Genomic DNA, 20,036 nt, shown 5'->3' on the forward strand with positions numbered 1-20,036 from the left:
AGCCGCCCGAACGATTCTGTCTGCGGGAGAAGTTGGCATCCCCGCGCAGGACACCGCTTGTCCGTGCGGTGTGCGGGGAGCGGGACGTCAGGGCCGTCGCGCCGAGGTCACGCGATAGACGTCGTAGACGCCCTCCACGCCCCGAACAGCCTTCAGGACGTGGCCGAGGTGCTTGGGGTCGCCCATCTCGAAGGTGAAGCGTGAGGTGGCCACCCGGTCGCGGGAGGTCTGCACAGCCGCCGACAGGATATTGACGTGCTGGTCGGACAGGACCCGCGTCACGTCGGACAGCAGGCGCGAGCGGTCGAGTGCCTCGACCTGGATGGCGACGAGGAAGACCGACGACTGCGTCGGGGCCCACTCGACGTCGAGGATCCGTTCGGGCTGCTGCGACAGCGAGTCGACGTTGACGCAGTCCGCGCGGTGCACCGACACGCCGCTGCCGCGGGTGACAAAGCCGATGATCGGGTCACCCGGCACCGGCGTACAACACCGGGCCAGCTTGACCCACACGTCCTCGACGCCCTTGACCACCACGCCGGGGTCGGCGTTGTTGCGGCGCTTGCTGCGGCTGCGCGAGGGCGGGGTGGACTCGGCGATGTCCTCGTTGGCGGCTTCCTCGCCGCCGAGGGCCTGCACCAGCTTCTGCACGACACCCTGTGCGGCGACGTGTCCCTCGCCGATCGCCGCGTACAGGGACGAGATGTCGGGGTAGCGCATCTCGTGTGCCAGGGTGACCAGGGAGTCGCCGGTGAGGATGCGCTGGATCGGCAGGTTCTGCTTGCGCATGGCCCGCGCGATGGCGTCCTTGCCCTGCTCGATGGCCTCGTCGCGCCGCTCCTTGGAGAACCAGGCGCGGATCTTGTTCCGCGCCCGCGGCGACTTGACGAAGCCCAGCCAGTCGCGGGAGGGACCCGCGCCCTCGGCCTTGGACGTGAAGACCTCGACCAGGTCGCCGTTGTCGAGGGTCGACTCGAGCGGTACGAGCCGCCCGTTGACCCGTGCGCCTATGGTCCGGTGGCCCACTTCGGTGTGCACGGCATAGGCGAAGTCGACAGGCGTGGCGCCCGCGGGGAGCGCTATCACGTCGCCCTTGGGCGTGAAGACGAAGACTTCGTTACGCGACAGGTCGAAGCGCAGGGACTCCAGGAACTCCCCCGGGTCCTCCGTCTCCTTCTGCCAGTCCAGCAACTGCCGCAGCCAGGCCATGTCGTTGACGGTGTCCTGCCCGGCGGTGCCCTTGCCGGCCTTGGGGACGTCCGTGCGGATCTTGGACGCTCCGGCGACGGTCTCCTGCTTGTACTTCCAGTGCGCCGCGATGCCGTACTCGGCACGGCGGTGCATGTCGAAGGTGCGGATCTGCAGTTCGACCGGCTTGCCGTTGGGGCCGATGACCGTCGTGTGCAGCGACTGGTACATGTTGAACTTGGGCATCGCGATGTAGTCCTTGAACCGGCCGGGGACCGGATTCCATCGCGCGTGCACCGTGCCGAGGGCCGCGTAGCAGTCGCGGACCGTGTCCACGAGGACGCGGATGCCCACCAGGTCGTAGATCTCCGCGAAGTCACGGCCGCGGACGATCATCTTCTGGTAGACGCTGTAGTAGTGCTTCGGGCGGCCGGTGACGGTCGCCTTGATGCGGGCGGCGCGCAGATCGGACTGGACCTCGTCGGTCACTATGGCGAGATACTCGTCGCGCTTGGGCGCCCGCTCGGCGACGAGACGGACGATCTCGTCGTACATCTTGGGGTAGAGGATCGCGAACGCGAGGTCCTCGAGCTCCCACTTGATGGTGTTCATGCCCAGGCGATGGGCCAGTGGCGCATAGATCTCGAGGGTCTCGCGGGCCTTCTTCTCCTGCTTCTCCCGCTTGAGATAGCGCATCGTGCGCATGTTGTGCAGCCGGTCGGCGAGCTTGATGACCAGGACCCTCGGGTCCTTCGCCATGGCGACGACCATCTTGCGGACGGTCTCCGCCTGTGCCGCCTCACCGAACTTGACCTTGTCCAGCTTGGTGACGCCGTCGACCAGCAGCGCCACGGAGTCGCCGAAGTCGCGGCGCAGCTGCTCCAGACCGTACTCGGTGTCCTCGACCGTGTCGTGCAGCAACCCGGCCATCAGCGTCGCCGGGTCCATGCCGAGCTCGGCGAGGATGGTCGTGACCGCGAGCGGGTGCGTGATGTACGGGTCGCCGCTCTTGCGCTTCTGGCCGCGGTGCCAGCGCTCGGCGACCTGGTAGGCGCGCTCGACCTGGCGCAGCGTGGACGTCTCGATCTTGGGGTCGTTGCTGCGCACGATCCGCAGCAGGGGCTCCAGCACCGGGTTGTACGGCGAGGAGCGCTGTACGCCCAGGCGCGCGAGACGGGCGCGCACACGGTTCGAGGAGCCGCCGGTACGGGGCGTGGTGGGCGGCATGGGCTTCGGCGCGGTGACGGGGACCTGGCTCACTCGCTCGGGCGCGGCGGACTGCGGCCGCTGCGTCTGCTTCGGCTCGGGCGTGACAGGGGCTGCCGCGGCCTTTTCGGCCTTCTTGTCGGGCTGCGCGGCGGCGGGCTGGGCCTCGTCTGGCAAGAGCGCTCCTCGTGCGGGTCCGGGTCCCCGGTCAGGCCCGGAAAGCCCATGGTATCGACCTCGGCCGTCCCGATCGCGCCCGGAGGGGAGGCTGCTCACAACGCGAGACGGGCACCCGGTTGTTCCCGGGTGCCCGTCTCGGCAGTCGCCAGATCTCGGACCGGTGGGGAATCCACTGGTCAGGGCGGCGTCAGAGGGTGATCAGGGCCTCCAGGGGTGCCCCGCCGAGCGCCGGCTCCAGCCGCTCCCGGCCGCCCAGGAATCCCAGTTCCATCAGGACAGCGACGCCCGCCACCTCGGCACCGGCCCTGCGGATGAGCTCCAGCGAGGCCTCCGCGGTGCCGCCCGTGGCGAGGACGTCGTCGATGACCAGCACGCGATCGCCGGCGCTGAGGTCCTCGGCGTGCACCTCGATCTCCGCCGTGCCGTACTCCAGCTCGTACGCCTGAGACAGCGTCGCTCCGGGGAGCTTGCCCGCCTTGCGCACCGGGATGAACCCGATGCCCGCGCGGACGGCCACCGGCGCGGCCAGGATGAAGCCGCGGGCCTCGAGGCCCACGATCTTCGTCGCACCGTTCCTGACGCAGAACTCGGTCAGGGCGTCGGTCAGCGCGGTGAACGCGACCGGGTCCGCGAGCAGGGGCGTGATGTCCTTGAACATCACCCCCGGCTTCGGGTAGTCGGCAACATCGCGGATGCGGCTGAGCAGGAGCTCCTGGGTGGTGGCCGTCATCGACGCCTGCCCGAGGGCCGGCCCCGGCCGCGACCGCGCGGACCGACGACTGCGGGAGCGGCGTCGTCCGCCTCCTCGTCGTGCGGCTCACCCGCCCCGTCCGCCTCGTCCTGCCCGCTCTCGCCCTTGGCGGCGGCGGCTGCGCGCTTGGCGAGCACCCGCTTCTTCAGGGCCTTCATCTGCGGGTCGCGTTCCTTGAGATCGGCGACGAGCGGAGTGGCGATGAAGATCGACGAGTAGGCACCGGCCGCGAGGCCGACGAACAGCGAGAGCGAGATGTCGTTGAGCATGCCCGCGCCGAGGAAGCCGCCGCCGATGAACAGCAGACCGGCGACCGGCAGCAGCGCCACGACCGTGGTGTTGATGGACCGCACCAGGGTGCCGTTGATGCTGCGGTTGGCGATCTCGCTGTAGGTGAATCGGGTCTGCTTGGTGATGTCCTTCTGCCCCTCCTTGAGGCTGTCGAAGACGACCACCGTGTCGTACAGCGAGTAACCGAGGATGGTCAGCAGACCGATGACCGTGCCGACGGTGACCTCGAACCCGACCAGGGCGTAGATGCCGACCGTGATGGTGATGTCGTGGATCAGCGCAACCAGGGCCGCCACGGCCATGCGCCACTCGAAGGCGATGGCGAGGTAGATCACGACCAGGAGCATGAAGACGCCGAGGCCGGTCCAGGCCTTGTTGGCGATCTGCTCACCCCAACTGGGCCCGACGAGGTCGGCGTTGATCTTCTCTGCCGGAATGTTGAGCTCCTGGGCGAGCTCCTTCTGGACCCGGTCGGCCTCAGCGGTGTCGACACCGCTGATCTGGATCCGCATACCGCCGGTGCCCAGCTCCTGGACGACCGGGATGTGGTCGGAGATCTCCGCGGCCGCGTCCGTGGCCTGCGAGACGCTCACGTCCGCCTTCGGCGTCGTGAAGACCGCGCCGCCCTTGAACTCGATGCCCATGTTGAGGCCCTGGACGGCCAGGGCGACGATCGCGGTGATCGTGATCAGGATCGAGACGCCGTACCAGACCTTGCGCTTGCCGACGAAGTCGTAGCCGACCTCGCCCTGGTAGAGCCTGGCACCGAGGTTGCCGAGTCGCGACATCTCACGCCTCCTTCGGGTCGGTCGGGGCGGTGGCGCGGCGCGAACGGCGCAGCGGCGGCTTGGCGCCGAGCCGCTTCGGGTCGAGACCGGACCACGGGTGGCCACTGGCGAAGAACTTCCGGCGGGCCATCAGCGTCATCAGGGGCTTGGTGAAGAAGAACACCACGACCACGTCGAGCAGGGTGGTCAGGCCCAGCGTGAAGGCGAAGCCCTGGACCTTGCCGACGGTGACGACGAAGAGCACCGCGGCGGCGAGGAAGGACACGAAGTCGGAGACCAGGACGGTGCGCCGGGCGCGCGGCCAGGCGCGCTCGACGGCGGGCCGCAGGGTGCGGCCTTCGCGGATCTCGTCCCGCACACGTTCGAAGTACACGATGAACGAGTCCGCGGTGATGCCGATGGCGACGATGGCGCCGCAGACGGCCGGCAGGTTCAGCGCGAAGCCGATGGCCGGGCCGAGCAGCGTCATGATCGTGTAGGTGAGGATCGCGGAGACGCCGAGGCTCAGCAGAGCGATCAGCGACAGGCCGCGGTAGTACGCCACCAGGTAGATGATCACGAGGGCGAGGCCGATCGCACCGGCGATGAGGCCGGCCTTCAGCTGCTCGCCGCCGAGGGCGGCGGTGACGGTGGTGACGCTGTCCTCCTCGAAGGACAGCGGCAGAGCGCCGTAGGACAGGATGTTGCCCAGGTTCTGGGCGGACTCCTGGTCGAAGCTGCCGGTGATCTCCGCGCTGGCGCTCAGCGTCTGGTTCACCTGCGGGGCCGAGACCACTTCGCCGTCGAGGACGATGGCGAACTGGTTCATCGGGGGCTGCTGCTGCGACAGGCGGCTGGTGATCTTCTGGAACTTCTTGGCACCGGCGTCGGTGAAGTCCATCGTGACGATCCACATGCCACGCGTCTGGTCGAGCTGGCCCTTGGCGTCGTCGACATCCTTGCCGTCGACCTCGGCCGGGCCGAGGATGTACTTCTCCCACTGGCCGGCGCTGTTCTTGCCGCAGGCGACGGTCGGCTCGGACGGCTTGACGTTGTCGCCGAGCTTGCCGCGGGCCTTGTCGTCGGTGCAGTCAAGAGAGGTGAACTGCTTCTCCAGCGCTGCGGTGGCGGGGTCGGCGGAGGGCTTCGGCTCCGGGCTGTCGCCGGGCTTGGGGCTCTCGGAGGCCTTCGGCTCCTTCGAGCCGGAGGGGCTCGGGCTCGCCGCCGGCGCCTTGAGGTCTTCGGTGACCGCGCGGCCCTGGGTGGTCGCACTGGGCGAGGGAGTGCCGGACGGCGGAGTGGCCGTCTCCTTGGCCTTGTCGTCCTTCGGCTTGCCGCTGCTGGACGCGCTCGGCGAGGGCTCAGGAGCGGCGAGGCCACCGGCTGCGACGGTCAGTACCGGCCGGAAGAAGAGCTGGGCGGTGGTGCCGACCTGCTGGCGGGCCTGCTCCGAGTTCGTTCCCTTGGGGATGTTCACAATGATGTGACTCTTGCCCTGGGTCTGAACCTCGGCCTCGGACACGCCCAGACCGTTGACACGGCGCTCGATGATGCCGACCGCGGTGTTCATGTTGGTCTCGTTGACCGCGTTCTCCTGACCGGGCTGGCTCTTGGCCTGGAGCGTGATGGTCGTACCGCCCGCCAGGTCGATGCCCAGACGCGGCGTGAGCTGACCTGCCCAGAACATCCCGCCCGTGAGCGCGACCATGGCGATCAGGATCAGAGCCAGGGCACGCCCCGGCTTGCCCTGAGCCCCCGCGGGCCTTCGGCCCCTGTTCGGTGCTGCCACCTTCTCGTTTCTCCCTGTCCAACCGCCCCGGCGCCGGGTATGCGCCCAGGGCGGCCACGAAGTGTTGTGGGGACCTGCCCCCGCGATCAGCGATCAGTCGGCACGCCCGGGGGACCGCCCGGCGCCGGTTTGGCGCCGTCGGCGGTCTCCGATCGTGGCTACTTCGCGTCGGCCTCGCCGTCGGCCTTGCCGTCCTTGGGCGCATCGGCCTTGGGCTCGTCGGCCTTGTCGGCCTTCTTGCCGAGGTCGAGCTTGGCGTCGTCCGCGGAGGCCGCGGCCTCGTCGGCGTCCGTGCCGGCGGCGTCGTCGGTCAGCGAGGAAGCGTCGTCAGGAACGGCCGGAGCGTCGGACGCGAGGTCGTCGTCGCCGTGGACGATGCGGTTGTACTCCTCGTCGGTGAGCACGGCGCCGATGGCGTTCTTCGCGAACACCAGGTGGACGCCGGGCGCCGCCTCGAGGAGGACCGTGTCGTCTGTGACCTCCTTGACGGTGGCGTAGAGGCCCCCGATGGTCCGCACGCCGGTGCCGGGCTGCATCTGGTCGCGCATGTTGGCGGCAGCCTGCTGCTTCTTCTTGGCGGAGCGGGTCATCAGGAACATGGCCCCGATGAGCACGATGAAGGGGAGGAGGGTCAAGATATCCACGGGGGAATTCCTTCGCATGACCGCGTGAGCGAGCGGCCTGATCTACGGGGGTGGGCACGCCGACCTGTACGGGCGGCATCGGCGGAGTCTAAGCGAGTCCGCATCGATGGAACAACGCCCAGCATCCCACTGTGGTTCCTGGTCCGGCGAGTACCCTCGCCGTCCCACCCCCGTCACGTCCCGAACAGCCCCTGTTGTCCGCTTGCACTCTGCGCCTGCTGCGGCGGGGTCAGTCCGAGGTGGGCCCAGGCCGCGGGAGTGGCGACCCGGCCACGGGGTGTGCGTGCCAGCAGACCCTCCCGTACGAGGAACGGCTCGGCGACCTCCTCCACCGTCTCGCGCTCCTCCCCCACCGCGACCGCGAGTGTCGACAAACCGACCGGGCCGCCGCCGAACAGCTTCAGCAGCGCCTGGAGCACGGCGCGGTCGAGGCGGTCGAGACCGCGGGTGTCCACCTCGTACACCTGCAGTGCCGCGGCGGCGACCTCCCGGTTGATCATGCCGTCCGCCTTCACCTGGGCGTAGTCCCGGACACGGCGCAGCAGGCGGTTGGCGATACGGGGCGTCCCGCGCGACCGGCCGGCGATCTCGGCGGCGCCGTCGGTGTCGATCTCCAGGTCGAGCAGCTGGGCGGAGCGGTGGATGACGCGCTCGAGCTCGGCGGGCTCGTAGAACTCCATGTGCGCGGTGAAGCCGAACCGGTCACGCAGCGGCGGCGGCAGGAGTCCCGCCCGGGTGGTGGCACCGACGAGGGTGAACGGGGGCAGCTCCAGCGGGATGGCGGTGGCCCCCGGGCCCTTGCCGACGATCACGTCGACCCGGAAGTCCTCCATCGCCATGTACAGCATCTCCTCGGCGGGCCGGGACATGCGGTGGATCTCGTCCAGGAAGAGGACCTCGCCCTCCTGGAGGGAGGACAGGATCGCGGCCAGGTCGCCGGCGTGCTGGATGGCGGGGCCCGAGGTGATGCGGATCGGCGCGTTCATCTCCGACGCGATGATCATGGACAGCGTGGTCTTGCCGAGGCCGGGGGCGCCGGAGAGCAGCACGTGGTCGGCGGTGGCGCCACGGGCGAGTGCGGCCTTCAGAACGAGGTCCAGCTGCTCGCGGACGCGCTCCTGCCCGACGAACTCGGCGAGCGACTTGGGGCGCAGGGCCGCTTCGACGGCCTGGTCCTCGCCGTCGGCGGCACCGCCGACCAGCCGCGGTTCCGCCTCGGCGGTGGTCTCGTCGTCCCAGTTCACGTGGTGTCTGCCTTCTCGGTTCGTACGGTTGTGGTGCGGGCGGGGCGAGGGCGGTGGCGGTGTCGCTGCGTGGGGCGCGGCCCCCTGCCCACCCTCTCCCGACGGCCTACGGCCGTGGGAGGCACCCCCGTCCCGATGCCGGGGGCGGGCCGGCAACCCCGGAGCGGGCTTCGTGCGGTGTCTTCAAATCCCCCTACGGGCCGGCGCCCGCGGAAGGGGGCCCGGCGGGCTGCATACGCGGCCCGGCCGGCGGTGGAGGCGCTGGGAGCCCGGGACGCAGTCCCACGGCGAGGGGCCCCAGGGCGCGGAGTGCGGCCCCACCGGCGACGGAGACTCCCCACACAGCGCGCCGCGCCCGATGGGTCTCCGGCGCAGGGCGCGGAGCCCGGGGCAGAGCCCCTGACCGCGAGGGAGGCGCGACGCTCGGGGGCGCAGCCCCGCACGGCGCGGAGCGCGAAGTGCCGACCGTTCTGCCCCGCGGGGCAGGCCCGCGCGATGCGGCCCCGGGCGCAAGACCTCCCGCAGGGACACCTCAGCGCGCCCGGTTCAGGGTCTGCAGTGCCGCCCGCAGCAGCGGTCCCACTTCCGGCGACGCACCCATCGTCTCGGCCTGCGGTGCCACCGCCGTCACCGCCTCGTCCGCCTCGCGTGTCGCGTACCCGAGGCCGATCAGCGCGGCGTGCAGCTGGTCGCGCCAGGACTGGCTGACGGGAGCACCGACGGCGGGGCTCGTGCCGAGCGGCTCCCCGAGGCGGTCCTTCAGCTCCAGCAGCAGCTTCTGGGCGCCCTTCTTGCCGATGCCGGGCACCGCGGTCAGCGCCTTCTCGTCGCCGGTGGCGACGGCGATCCGCAAGGCGTCGGGACTGTGTACCGCGAGCATCGCCTGGGCGAGCCGCGGTCCGACTCCGCTCGCGGTCTGCAGCAGCTCGAACACCTGGCGTTCGTCGTCGTCCGCGAAGCCGTACAGGGTGAGCGAGTCCTCCCTCACGACCAGCGAGGTGGCGAGCTTGGCGGCCTGGCCGATGCGCAGTTCCGACAGGGTGTTCGGTGTGCACTGGACGGCCATGCCGATGCCGCCGACCTCGATCACGGCCGTGGTGGGGGCGAGCGCGGCGACGGGGCCGCTCACGAAGGCGATCATGCGGTGCGGCCTTTCGATGCGAACGTCGACGAGCGGTGCGCGGCGACGGCTTGCTGGAGGCGGTTCTGGGCGGGGGCCCGCCAGATGTGGCAGATGGCGAGGGCGAGCGCGTCGGCGGCGTCGGCCGGCTTGGGCGGGGCGTCGAGCCGCAGCAGCCGCGTCACCATCGCCCCCACCTGCGCCTTGTCGGCGCGGCCGCTGCCGGTGACGGCGGCCTTGACCTCGCTCGGGGTGTGCAGGGCGACGGGGATGCCGCGCCGGGAGGCGCAGAGCATGGCGACGGCGCTGGCCTGGGCGGTGCCCATCACCGTGCGGACGTTGTGCTGGCTGAAGACCCGCTCCACGGCGACGAATTGGGGTTGGTGCTCGTCGAGCCACTGCTCGATGCCCTGCTCGATGGCGACCAGCCGGCTGCCCAGCTCGGCGTCGGCCGGGGTGCGTACGACCCCCACGCCGAGCAGGGTCAGCGGGCGGCCGGCCACGCCCTCGACGACGCCCACGCCGCACCGGGTCAGCCCCGGGTCCACCCCCAGCACGCGCACGCCACCACATCCTTCGCTCAACTGTTTGTGCAGGCTATCGGCTGCCACTGACATCGCGCGCGACGCACGGACGGGCCGACAGGGAGCGTGTCCCCGTCGGCCCGTCGTGTACGCCGATGTGAGTGGGCGTCAGGCGTCGACCTTCTCCATGACCTCGTCCGAGACGTCGAAGTTGGCGAAGACGTTCTGCACGTCGTCGCTGTCCTCGAGGGCGTCGATGAGCTTGAAGATCTTGCGCGCGCCCTCCTCGTCCAGCTCGACCTGCATGGTCGGGACGAAGTTGGCCTCGGCCGAGTCGTAGTCGATGCCGTTGTCCTGCAGGGCGGTGCGGACCGCGACCAGGTCGGTGGCCTCGCTGAGCACCTCGAAGGAGTCACCGAGGTCGTTGACCTCCTCCGCGCCGGCGTCGAGGACGGCTCCGAGGACGTCGTCCTCGGTGAGCCCGCCCTTGGGGACGATGACGACACCCTTGCGGTTGAAGAGGTACGACACCGAGCCCGGGTCGGCCATGGACCCGCCGTTGCGGGTCATGGCGACGCGCACGTCGGAGGCGGCACGGTTGCGGTTGTCGGTGAGGCACTCGATGAGCACCGCGACACCGTTCGGCCCGTAACCCTCGTACATGATGGTCTCGTAGTCGACGCCGCCGGCCTCGAGACCGCCACCGCGCTTGACCGCGGAGTCGATGTTCTTGTTCGGCACCGAGCTCTTCTTGGCCTTCTGGATGGCGTCGAAGAGGGTCGGGTTGCCGTCCACGTCCGCACCACCGGTGCGGGCCGCGACCTCGATGTTCTTGATCAGCTTCGCGAAGAGCTTGCCGCGCTTGGCGTCGATCACGGCCTTCTTGTGCTTCGTCGTAGCCCATTTAGAGTGGCCGGACATCTGCCTGTCTCCTTCGCGTAACCCTTTACTGAACGAACCCCAGAGATCCTACCGGGATCCGATCAGGACGCTGCGCGCACCATGTCCACGAAAAGGCCGTGGACCCGGTGGTCGCCGGTCAGTTCCGGGTGGAAGGAGGTCGCGAGGACGTTGCCCTGCCGCACCGCCACGATGTGGCCGCCGTACTCCGCGAGCACCTCGACCTCCGCGCCGACCGACTCGACCCAGGGCGCGCGGATGAAGACGCCCTCCACGGGGTCCCCTTCGACGCCCTTCAGCTCGACGGCCGCCTCGAAGGACTCGTTCTGCCGGCCGAAGGCGTTACGACGGACGATCATGTCGATGCCGCCGAACGTCTCCTGCCCCGAGCGCGGGTCGAGGATCTTGTCGGCGAGCATGATCAGGCCCGCACAGGTGCCGTACACGGGCATGCCCGTGCGGAGCCGCTCGCGCAGCGGCTCCATCATGCCGAACAGGACCGCCAGCTTGGAGATGGTGGTGGACTCGCCGCCCGGGATCACCAGGGCGTCGATCTCCGCCAGCTCCTCGGGGCGCCGGACCGGCCTGGCCACGGCATCGGCCGCGGCCAGGGCGATCAGATGCTCCCGGACGTCGCCCTGGAGCGCCAGGACACCGATCACGGGGGAAGCCTCCGCCGAAGGCAGGGGATTCGTGGTCATTACCAGCCTCGGTTGGCGTAGCGTTCGGCCTCGGGCAGCGTGTCGCAGTTGATGCCGACCATGGCCTCGCCCAGGTTGCGGGAGGCGTCCGCGATGATCTTCGGGTCGTCGAAGAAGGTGGTGGCCCGCACGATGGCCGCGGCACGCTTGGCCGGGTCGCCCGACTTGAAGATGCCGGAGCCGACGAAGACGCCCTCGGCACCGAGCTGGCGCATCAGCGCGGCGTCCGCGGGGGTGGCCACACCACCGGCGGAGAACAGCACGACCGGCAGCTTGCCGAGCTCGGAGACCTCCTTGACGAGCTCGTACGGGGCGCGGAGCTCCTTGGCGGCGGCGTACAGCTCGTTGTTGTCGAAGCCGCGCAGCTTGGCGATCTCGTTCTTGATCTGACGCAGGTGGCGGACGGCCTCGACGACGTTGCCCGTGCCGGCCTCGCCCTTGGAGCGGATCATGGCCGCGCCCTCGGCGATACGGCGCAGGGCCTCACCCAGGTTGGTGGCGCCGCACACGAACGGCGTGGTGAACGCCCACTTGTCGCTGTGGTTGACCTCGTCGGCCGGCGTCAGCACCTCGGACTCGTCGATGTAGTCCACGCCGAGGCTCTGGAGCACCTGGGCCTCGACGAAGTGGCCGATGCGGGACTTGGCCATGACCGGGATGGAGACCGCTTCGATGATCTCCTCGATCATGTTCGGGTCGGACATCCGCGCCACGCCGCCGTCCTTGCGGATGTCGGCCGGCACGCGCTCCAGGGCCATGACGGCGACGGCGCCCGCGTCCTCGGCGATCTTCGCCTGCTCGGCGTTGACCACGTCCATGATCACGCCGCCCTTGAGCTGCTCGGCCATGCCGCGCTTCACGCGCGCGGTGCCGGTCTCGGGGGTCTGCGGGGTGGGAGTGCTGGACACGGGGACCTCACTTGATGACGACGTTGTGATGCGTCACCGATGGAACCGCCGCCGACCAGTCCACTGCAAGGGCCAATGAGCACCCGGTGGATCGTTTTAGCCGGGCCTGTCCGCGAGCGCGGCCGGAGGCTCGTCGTCCATCTCGAAGGCCAGTGGGAACGGAGCGTGGCCCGCCAGCCGGAACCAGCGGACCTTCCGGTGCCGCCGCAGCGCCCGCGCGGCGCGCACGGCGTCGTTGTGGAACCGCCGCGCCATGGGCACGCGGCGCACGGCCTGCGCGAGCTCTTCCGCGGCGTTCTCGCCGCCCGGTACCTGCCGCACCGCCTCGACCTGCTCGCTCTCCCCGAAGACGGCCCGCAGCGCTGCGCTCAACTCGCTCTCCGCGACCTCGCGGTGCTCCTCCTCCGCCTGACGGGCCTCATGGGCGGCCTCGTAGAGCACGATCGACGCGGCGGGATCGAGTACGCCGGAGGTGGCGAGCTCCTGCGCGACCGAGGCGCGCCGAAGCAGCTGCGCGTCGAGGGCGGCGCGGGCCGCGTCGATCCGGGCGTGCAGCCGGTCGAGCCGGCCGGCGGTCCAGCTGAGGTACATGCCGATGGCGACGAGGGCGACGACGATCCAGATCAGGGTGCTCACGGGCGGTAAGGCTACCGGTGCGGTCCAAGGGGGTTGGCGTGGCCACTACGCGGGGCCGTTCCCCGATCCGTCCGTTCCCGGTGCCAGGGGCTCTGCCGCCAAGCACGCCGCCCGGGGCCGGGCCATCGAAGGGAGCAGGCCCCCGCAGACGTCAACCCGAGCGGGCCGGGCCGAACCGCGCCCGGAAGCCCTGGCGTTCGTCCGTCGCGACCGACGCCGCCCCGTCCGTCACGGTCTCGTACACGGCCAGAATGTCCGCCCCCACCGTCGACCAGTCGAACCGCCGCACATGGGCGCTGCCCCGCGCTCGCAGCTCCGCCCGGCGTTCGGGATCCCGCAGCAGCCGGACCGCCGCGGCCGCCAGGGCGTCCGCGTCCTCGTTGATGAACAGCTCGCCCGCCGCCCCCTGGTCGAGGACTTGGGCGAACGCGTCCAGGTCGGAGGCGAGCACCGGCGCGCCCGCCGACATCGCCTCGACGAGGATGATGCCGAAGCTCTCACCGCCGGTGTTCGGCGCCACGTACACGTCGACGCTGCGCAGCAGACGCGCCTTGTCCTCGTCGCTGACCATGCCGAGGAACTCGACGCGCCCCCGCATGTCGACCGGCAGGGAGGCGACGGCCTCCTCCTCGTCGCCGCGTCCGGCGACGAGGAGCCGGGTGTCCGGGCACTGTTCCAGGATCGATGGAAGCGCCTTCATCAGCACCGGAAGTCCCTTGCGGGGCTCGTCGATCCGGCCGATGAAGCCGATCGTGTTGCCCTGCCATTCCTTCTTCGCCTCCGCCTTCTCGAAGAAGGCGACGTCGACGCCGTTGGGGATGACAACGGCGTCGCCGCCCAGGTGCTCCACGAGGGTGCGCCGCGCGTACTCGCTGACCGCGATGCGGGCGCTGATCTTCTCCAGGGCGGGCTGCAGGATCGGGTACGCGGCGATCATGGCCCGTGAGCGCGGGTTGGACGTGTGGAAGGTGGCCACGATCGGTCCCTGCGCCGCCCAGCAGGACAGCAGTCCCAGTGACGGCGAGGCCGGCTCGTGGATGTGGATCACGTCGAAGGTGCCGTCGTGCAGCCATCGCCGCACCCGGGCCGCGGAGAGGAAGCCGAAGTTCAGGCGCGCCACGGAGCCGTTGTACGGAACGGGCACGGCACGCCCCGCGGAGACGACGTACGGCGGCAGCGGCGTCTCGTCGTCGGCCGGGGCCAGCACGGAGACGTCGTGTCCGAGCCGGATCAGATGGTCGGCGAGATCCCTGATGTGGAACTGCACGCCCCCCGGCACGTCCCAGGAGTACGGGCAGACGATGCCGATCTTCACGTCCTGCGCTCCTCGAGATCGGCGAGCCACAGCCGCTGCAACATGTGCCAGTCCTCCGGGTGTTCGGCGATACCGGTGGCGTAGGCATCGGCCAGCGCCTGTGTCATGGCGGACGTCTTCTCGGCGCGTGTACCTGTCTCGGGGACCTCGACGGGAGCGTGAATGCGCCCGCGCAGGTTCGGTTCCTCGCCGTACCAGAGGGTCGCGGGCAGCAGCAGCGCCCCGGTCTGCTGCGCGAGCAGCGCCGGGCCCGCCGGCATGCGCGCCGTCTCGCCGAAGTACTTGACCTCGACGCCGGACGCCGACAGGTCACGGTCGGCGACCAGGCACACCAGGCCGCCGGAGCGCAGCCGGCGGGCCAGGGTGCCGAAGGCGGCGCCGCCCGAGTGCGGCAGCACCTCCATGCCGAGGCTCTCGCGATAGGCGACGAACCGGTCGTACAGCGACTCCGGTCGCAGGCGCTCGGCGACCGTCGTGAACGGCACGCCCAGGGTCCTGGTCACCCACACACCGGCGAGGTCCCAGTTGGCCAGGTGCGGCAGCGCGAGGATCACGCCCCGCCCGGAGGCGAGGCCGTCGGTCAGACGGTGCACTTCCTCGATCTCGACGCTGCGTGCGATGCGCTCCCGGCTGTAGGTGGGCAGCCGGAACGACTCCATCCAGTACCGCATGTACGACCGCATCCCGGCCTTGGACAGTTCCGCGAGCCGCTCGGGGCCCGCGTCGGGCACCACCCGGGCGAGGTTGGACTCCAGCCGCAGCACGCCCTTGCCGCGCCGCTTCCAGGCGGTGTCGGCGATGGTCCGGCCGAGCGCTGCCGCAGCCGGCTCCGGCAGCTTCTTGACGGCGTTCCAGCCCAGTCCGTAGAGCGCGTCGGTCAGTCTGTCCCGCATCATGATGTCCCCGCCCCGCGCTCGTGCGCCGCGGCGGCGTCGGCGTCGGCCGCCTCACGCCGCACTGTCACCACTCGCTGCCCGAGCGTCACCAGGCTGCCGACGGCCACGATCCACAGCGCGATGGGCAGCAGGATGTCGATGCCGGGCACCCCGAAGCCGTGCAGTCCGGCGAGCCCCGCGGCCACCAGTGAGATCACGAGCCGCTCCGCACGCTCGACGAGTCCGTTGACGGCGACCGGCAGGCCGATCGATTCACCGCGCGCCTTGGTGTACGAGACGACCTGGCCGCTCGCGAGACAGAAGATCGCAACGGCGCACAGTACGTTGTCGTCGCCCCCGCCCGCGTACCAGAGGGCGAACCCACCGAAGATCGCCCCGTCGGCGACCCGGTCGAGCGTCGAGTCGAGGAAGGCGCCCCACCGGCTGGAAATCCCCGCCTGACGTGCCATGTTGCCGTCGACGAGGTCGGAGAAGACGAACAGCGTGATGACGATCGTGCCCCAGAAGAACTCCCCGCGGGGAAAGAAGACCAGCGCTCCCGCCATCACTCCGGCCGTGCCGACGAGGGTGACCGCGTCCGGGCTGACCCCGCGGCGGAGCAGAAACGCGGCGAACGGTGTGAGGACACGCGTGAAAAATGCACGCGCGTACTTGTTCAGCATGGCCTTCCCGAGGGTCCGGTGGGCCGCGTGGCCCCTACGGCCACCGGCTGGCCCATCGTAGTCACGACCGCCGCGCGGCAGCGCCGGGCACCCGTCCTGGGAGGCGGCGTCCGACGTATGGACGCACAGTGACGGGAGTGGAAAGCTCGAAGGACCACCGCGGGCACAGCCGGAGCTGCCCCGGACGCCTCATGAGGAACGCCTCACCGCTCCCCGCGCCCGCGGATTCCCCTCCTCGCCGTGCAATCGATCGGGAGGCAAGATCATGGGTGACAAGGCACACGCACACCCCGGAGCCGCCGGCAGAGCAGTAACGGCCGACCACCCCGCATCCGTACGGAATGTGGTGCTGGTCGGCCACAGCGGATCAGGCAAGACGACCCTGGTCGAGGCGCTGGCCCTGTCCGCGGGAGCGGTCAACCGGGCAGGCCGGGTCGAGGACGGCGGGACGCTCTCCGACTACGACGAGATCGAACACCGCCAGCAGCGTTCCGTACAGCTCTCGCTCGTTCCCCTGGAATGGGGCGGGTGCAAGATCAACCTTCTGGACACCCCCGGATACGCCGATTTCGTCGGTGAACTCAGGGCCGGTCTGCGAGCCGCGGACGCGGCCCTCTTCGTCGTGTCCGCCGCCCAGGAGGCCGATGCGGTGGCCGGCGCCACCCGCGCGGTCTGGGAGGAGTGCGCGGCAGTCGGCATGCCGCGCGCGATCGTCGTGACCCACCTGGAGACCGCGCGGACCGGCTTCGACGAACTCACCGCCGTCTGCGCCCGCATCTTCGGCGGCGACGACCCCGACGCCGTACTGCCGCTCTACCTGCCGCAGTACGGCCCGCAGCACGCCGACGGGCATGCGCCGGTCACCGGCCTGGTCGGCCTGCTCAGCCAGAAGATCTACGACTACTCCTCCGGCGAACGGAAGGAATCCCCACCGGACCCGGACCAGACGCCCCTCATCGAGGAGGCACGCAATCGGCTCATCGAAGGGATCATCGCCGAGAGCGAGGACGAGACCCTCATGGACCGCTACCTCGGGGGCGAGGAGATCGACCTCAAGACCCTCATAGGCGACCTGGAGAAGGCCGTCGCCCGCGGCACCTTCCACCCGGTCCTCGCCGCCGCCCCCGCAGGCAACGGCTCCAAGCAGGGCCTCGGCACCGTCGAACTGCTGGAGCTCATCACCGGCGGCTTCCCCACGCCGCTCGAACCGGCGGCGCCCGTCGTCACCTCTCCCGACGGGCAGCCGCGCCCGCGGATCAGCTGCGACCCCGCCGGCCCGCTGGTCGCCGAAGTCGTCAAGACCGCATCCGACCCGTACGTCGGCCGGATCTCGCTCGTCCGGGTCTTCTCCGGAACCCTGCGCCCCGACGAGACCGTGCACGTGTCCGGGCACGGACTCGCCGACCGCGGCCACGAGGATCATGACGTCGACGAACGCGTCGGCGCTCTGTCGGCCCCTTTCGGCAAACAGCAGCGCCCCCTCCCCCACGTGATCGCCGGCGACCTGGCCTGCGTCGCGAAGCTCTCCCGCGCCGAGACCGGGGACACGCTGTCCGCCAAGGACAACCCGCTCCTCATGGAGCCGTGGGCCATGCCCGACCCACTGCTGCCGCTCGCCATCCAGGCCCACAGCAAGGCCGACGAGGACCGGCTCTCCCAGGGGCTCGCACGCCTGGTGGCCGAGGATCCGACCATGCGGCTCGAACAGAACCAGGCCACCCACCAGGTCGTCCTGTGGTGCCTGGGCGAGGCGCACGCGGACGTCGCCCTGGAACGGCTGCGCAGCCGCTACGGGGTGCAGGTCGACGTCGTCCCGTACAAGGTGTCGCTGCGCGAGACCTTCGCCGGCAGCTCCGCGGGCCGCGGCCGTCACGTCAAACAGTCCGGCGGACACGGCCAGTACGCGATCTGCGAGATCGACGTGGAACCGCTGCCGCCCGGCTCCGGCATCGAGTTCGTCGACAAAGTCGTCGGCGGCGCGGTGCCGCGCCAGTTCATCCCGTCCGTGGAGAAGGGCGTACGCGCCCAGGCCGCACGCGGGGTGGCGGCCGGCTATCCCCTCGTCGACGTACGGATCACCCTCAGGGACGGCAAGGCCCACTCCGTGGACTCCTCCGACGCGGCCTTCCAGACCGCAGGCGCGCTCGCCCTGCGCGAAGCCGCCGCCGACGTTCGCATCGACCTGCTCGAGCCCGTCGCCGAAGTGCAGGTGCTCGTCTCCGACGAGTACGTGGGAACGGTGATGAGCGACCTGTCGGGCCGCCGCGGCAGAGTCGTCGGCACCGAACAGATCGCCGGGTCACGCACCCTCGTCCGAGCGGAGGTACCGGAGATCGAGATCGGCAGGTACGCGGTGGACCTCCGCTCCCTCTCCCACGGCACCGGCCGGTTCAGCCGGTGTTACGCCCGCCACGAGGCCATGCCCCCACAGGTCGCCGTCAGAATGCGCGAACAAGCCGGGGCCGGCGCGTAGTTGTCGCTGCCGCCCGCCGGGAGACCCTCCGCGGCGGGCGGCGGCCTGACGCCCACTGACGCCACGGCCGGAGCCTCGATACGCTGGGCGACGAACCGGGTCGCCCAGTTCAGAAGGTGTGCGGGGCACGGTAGTTGGGAACAGGCCGCAGTGCGGAAGCACGCGGCGATGGGGGCGGTAGTGGCGAACGACGCATTCGATTTCACCCCCGGGGCTCAGGTCCCGCTCATGGGGTCGGCCGGACAGACCGCGGCGACGCACGCGCTCGCATCGGCCGCGTACCGGGACAGCGAGCTCAAGGAGATCCTCAAGGCCAACAGCGAGTGGCACAAGTCCGAGGTGAAGCCGGGCAAGATCTCGCTCCTGGAGCCCAATCTCGGCGAAGCCTTCGCGAGGGCCGTCCAGGTCCGCATGCTGGGCGGCGCCCGAGCGCCCCTCGTCCAGTCGTTCGGCACCGAACCCCAGTCCGTCGTCGAGCACTGCCTCGCCGCCACCCGCCTGCGCCGCGAACGCGACAGCAGACTCACCGCCGTCATGGGCGTGTGCGGACTGCTCTTCCTGCCGGGACTGCTCCTGTGGCTGGGCGTCTTCCAGCTCCGCCGCACCCTCGCCGGCTCGCAGAACAGGACCGCCGGAGCGATCGGCAACCTGCTGCTCGTGGCGATCGGGGTCCTGGTCGTGCTCTTCCTCGTCCGCCTCCCCTTCGGCGGCTTCTGGGCGTACTACGTCCGCGCCATGCTCATCGCCCCCGTCATCGGCTGGTTCCTGGCCAAACGCATCTGCGAGTCCTCCGCCAAGGACATGCGCGCCCGCTGGGACGCCCTCCTGTCCGGCGGCGGCATCGGGGCCAAAGTGCCGGAGGCCGTGCCGGGGAACCCGGGTGACGCCGCCCGCGAGCAGCTCCGCCAAGGCCTCGAGAAGCTCACCGCCGAGCAGCGGTCCAACGTCGTCTTCTACGCCGGCCCCAAGGGCATACTCGGCATGGGAACCCGCTGGGGCAGCTGGCAGATGGCCGAGGAGCTCGTCTCCAAGGACCCCGCCAAGGAGATCAACCAGTTCCGCAGCTGGGACGTCATCCGGGCCATCCACGACAAGCTCAAGCTCCTGGAACGCGGCCCGCTCAACTCGGGCGGCTTCCCCACGCCCTCGGTCACGCACTGGATCGTCTCCCCGGTCGGCGAGAACGCCGCCGCCATCGCCCGTCCCGAGGGCCAGGAGATCGAGACCTTCCAGATCAAGGGCCACGAAATACAGCGCATCTGCAACCACCAGCAGTTCGGCAGCGGAAACCGCCACTACCTGGGCGTGCAGTTCACCCTCTGGGACGGACAGCTGGTCATCACCATGATGATCACCGTCACCGTGCTCCACGAGACCCTGCGCGTCGAGGTCACCGGCCACGCACTCGGCCCGGTCCACTCCCTCTTCACCACGAAGCCGGAGCCCAAGATCGTCACCGTCAGCAAGACCTTCCGGTTCTGGGAGACCGTCGACCGCGTCCTGCCCCTCGTCAACGCCCGGGAGGTCGTACGGCTCGCCGCCCGCGCGCCGTTCACCTGGTATCCGCCGCTGCTCGACTACCTCGGCGGCAAGCTCGTGCTCCCCGAGCCCTTCGGGCTGCGGCACGCCTGGGCGGAGAAGCCGTGGCGGCACCGGTTCATGGCGGACGACGCCATGCGCGCGGCCACGCCCGTGCTGCGCGTCGCACACGCGGCCGCCATGAAGGTACTCGAGGACAACGGCGTCGACACGGAACGCTTCAGCACCCGCGCCTCCGTGGTCAGCGGCTTCGTCCAGGACCCGAGCCCGCGCAAGGCGGACGTCTACGAGGCGTGACGGCC

At 70.4% G+C, this 20,036-nt stretch carries 17 protein-coding genes; 2 read left to right on the forward strand and 15 right to left on the reverse strand.

Annotated elements, in window-relative coordinates; all coding sequences use genetic code 11:
- Positions 1-87: 87 nt before the first annotated feature.
- The 15 genes from ABZ070_RS19510 to pgsA all read right to left on the reverse strand — a co-directional run bounded on the left by ABZ070_RS19510 (position 88) and on the right by pgsA (position 15,722).
- Positions 88-2,571 carry a bifunctional (p)ppGpp synthetase/guanosine-3',5'-bis(diphosphate) 3'-pyrophosphohydrolase gene (locus tag ABZ070_RS19510; RefSeq protein WP_356635438.1) on the reverse strand — a complete coding sequence of 828 codons (2,484 nt, stop codon included), beginning with the start codon at positions 2,569-2,571 and terminating at the stop codon, positions 88-90.
- Positions 2,572-2,761: 190 nt separating this feature from the next.
- Positions 2,762-3,304, reverse strand: coding sequence for an adenine phosphoribosyltransferase (locus tag ABZ070_RS19515; protein WP_356635440.1), 543 nt, complete (start codon positions 3,302-3,304; stop codon positions 2,762-2,764).
- On the reverse strand, positions 3,301-4,404 hold the full coding sequence (secF, locus tag ABZ070_RS19520) for a protein translocase subunit SecF (RefSeq protein ID WP_356635442.1): 1,104 nt from the start codon (positions 4,402-4,404) through the stop codon (positions 3,301-3,303). The genes ABZ070_RS19515 and secF overlap by 4 nt, the downstream gene beginning before the upstream one ends.
- 1 nt (position 4,405) lies before the next feature.
- Positions 4,406-6,172 (reverse strand): protein translocase subunit SecD, encoded by a 1,767-nt coding sequence (gene secD, locus ABZ070_RS19525; RefSeq protein WP_356635444.1) that lies wholly within the window; start codon positions 6,170-6,172, stop codon positions 4,406-4,408.
- Between the two features lie 158 nt (positions 6,173-6,330).
- On the reverse strand, positions 6,331-6,816 hold the full coding sequence (gene yajC / locus ABZ070_RS19530) for a preprotein translocase subunit YajC (RefSeq protein WP_356635446.1): 486 nt from the start codon (positions 6,814-6,816) through the stop codon (positions 6,331-6,333).
- 173 nt (positions 6,817-6,989) lie between these two features.
- Complete coding sequence (gene ruvB / locus ABZ070_RS19535; RefSeq protein ID WP_356635448.1) at positions 6,990-8,060, reverse strand: Holliday junction branch migration DNA helicase RuvB; 1,071 nt, start codon at positions 8,058-8,060, stop codon at positions 6,990-6,992.
- Between the two features lie 532 nt (positions 8,061-8,592).
- Complete coding sequence (gene ruvA, locus ABZ070_RS19540) at positions 8,593-9,201, reverse strand: Holliday junction branch migration protein RuvA (RefSeq protein ID WP_356635450.1); 609 nt, start codon at positions 9,199-9,201, stop codon at positions 8,593-8,595.
- Positions 9,198-9,743 (reverse strand): crossover junction endodeoxyribonuclease RuvC, encoded by a 546-nt coding sequence (ruvC, locus tag ABZ070_RS19545; RefSeq protein ID WP_356635452.1) that lies wholly within the window; start codon positions 9,741-9,743, stop codon positions 9,198-9,200. The genes ruvA and ruvC overlap by 4 nt, the downstream gene beginning before the upstream one ends.
- A gap of 129 nt (positions 9,744-9,872) precedes the next feature.
- A complete protein-coding gene (locus tag ABZ070_RS19550) occupies positions 9,873-10,625 on the reverse strand; it encodes a YebC/PmpR family DNA-binding transcriptional regulator (protein WP_356635454.1) in 753 nt (250 codons plus the stop codon).
- A 62-nt stretch (positions 10,626-10,687) separates the two neighbouring features.
- A complete protein-coding gene (pdxT, locus tag ABZ070_RS19555; protein ID WP_356635456.1) occupies positions 10,688-11,305 on the reverse strand; it encodes a pyridoxal 5'-phosphate synthase glutaminase subunit PdxT in 618 nt (205 codons plus the stop codon).
- Positions 11,305-12,213 (reverse strand): pyridoxal 5'-phosphate synthase lyase subunit PdxS, encoded by a 909-nt coding sequence (gene pdxS / locus ABZ070_RS19560; RefSeq protein ID WP_356635458.1) that lies wholly within the window; start codon positions 12,211-12,213, stop codon positions 11,305-11,307. Before pdxS ends, pdxT begins: the two co-directional genes overlap by 1 nt.
- Positions 12,214-12,309: 96 nt before the next feature.
- Positions 12,310-12,804 carry a hypothetical protein gene (locus ABZ070_RS19565; RefSeq protein WP_356635482.1) on the reverse strand — a complete coding sequence of 165 codons (495 nt, stop codon included), beginning with the start codon at positions 12,802-12,804 and terminating at the stop codon, positions 12,310-12,312.
- Between the two features lie 196 nt (positions 12,805-13,000).
- On the reverse strand, positions 13,001-14,164 hold the full coding sequence (locus ABZ070_RS19570; protein WP_356635460.1) for a glycosyltransferase family 4 protein: 1,164 nt from the start codon (positions 14,162-14,164) through the stop codon (positions 13,001-13,003).
- A complete protein-coding gene (locus ABZ070_RS19575) occupies positions 14,161-15,057 on the reverse strand; it encodes a phosphatidylinositol mannoside acyltransferase (protein ID WP_356635484.1) in 897 nt (298 codons plus the stop codon). The genes ABZ070_RS19570 and ABZ070_RS19575 overlap by 4 nt, the downstream gene beginning before the upstream one ends.
- Positions 15,057-15,722: a phosphatidylinositol phosphate synthase gene (gene pgsA, locus ABZ070_RS19580; protein WP_356635462.1), complete on the reverse strand. Its 666-nt coding sequence runs from the start codon at positions 15,720-15,722 to the stop codon at positions 15,057-15,059. The genes ABZ070_RS19575 and pgsA overlap by 1 nt, the downstream gene beginning before the upstream one ends.
- A gap of 265 nt (positions 15,723-15,987) precedes the next feature.
- On the opposite strand from pgsA, the gene ABZ070_RS19585 reads away from it, so the two are divergent.
- Together ABZ070_RS19585 and ABZ070_RS19590 are read left to right on the forward strand one after the other, a co-directional pair.
- Positions 15,988-18,195: an elongation factor G-like protein EF-G2 gene (locus ABZ070_RS19585; RefSeq protein ID WP_356635464.1), complete on the forward strand. Its 2,208-nt coding sequence runs from the start codon at positions 15,988-15,990 to the stop codon at positions 18,193-18,195.
- 180 nt (positions 18,196-18,375) lie between these two features.
- Positions 18,376-20,031 carry a hypothetical protein gene (locus tag ABZ070_RS19590; RefSeq protein WP_356635466.1) on the forward strand — a complete coding sequence of 552 codons (1,656 nt, stop codon included), beginning with the start codon at positions 18,376-18,378 and terminating at the stop codon, positions 20,029-20,031.
- The last annotated feature ends 5 nt before the right edge of the window (positions 20,032-20,036 follow it).

This window comes from Streptomyces sp. NPDC006283, from assembly GCF_040613325.1.
Taxonomy (GTDB): Bacteria; Actinomycetota; Actinomycetes; order Streptomycetales; family Streptomycetaceae; genus Streptomyces.

Coding starts and splice junctions, on each gene's coding strand:
- ABZ070_RS19515 (WP_356635440.1), bottom strand. CDS start 3,304: ATGACGGCCACCACCCAGGAGCTCCTGCTCAGCCGCATCCGCGATGTT.
- secF (WP_356635442.1), bottom strand. CDS start 4,404: ATGTCGCGACTCGGCAACCTCGGTGCCAGGCTCTACCAGGGCGAGGTC.
- ruvA (WP_356635450.1), bottom strand. CDS start 9,201: ATGATCGCCTTCGTGAGCGGCCCCGTCGCCGCGCTCGCCCCCACCACG.
- ABZ070_RS19550 (WP_356635454.1), bottom strand. CDS start 10,625: ATGTCCGGCCACTCTAAATGGGCTACGACGAAGCACAAGAAGGCCGTG.
- pdxT (WP_356635456.1), bottom strand. CDS start 11,305: ATGACCACGAATCCCCTGCCTTCGGCGGAGGCTTCCCCCGTGATCGGT.
- ABZ070_RS19565 (WP_356635482.1), bottom strand. CDS start 12,804: ATGTACCTCAGCTGGACCGCCGGCCGGCTCGACCGGCTGCACGCCCGG.
- ABZ070_RS19575 (WP_356635484.1), bottom strand. CDS start 15,057: ATGCGGGACAGACTGACCGACGCGCTCTACGGACTGGGCTGGAACGCC.
- pgsA (WP_356635462.1), bottom strand. CDS start 15,722: ATGCTGAACAAGTACGCGCGTGCATTTTTCACGCGTGTCCTCACACCG.
- ABZ070_RS19585 (WP_356635464.1), top strand. CDS start 15,988: ATGGGTGACAAGGCACACGCACACCCCGGAGCCGCCGGCAGAGCAGTA.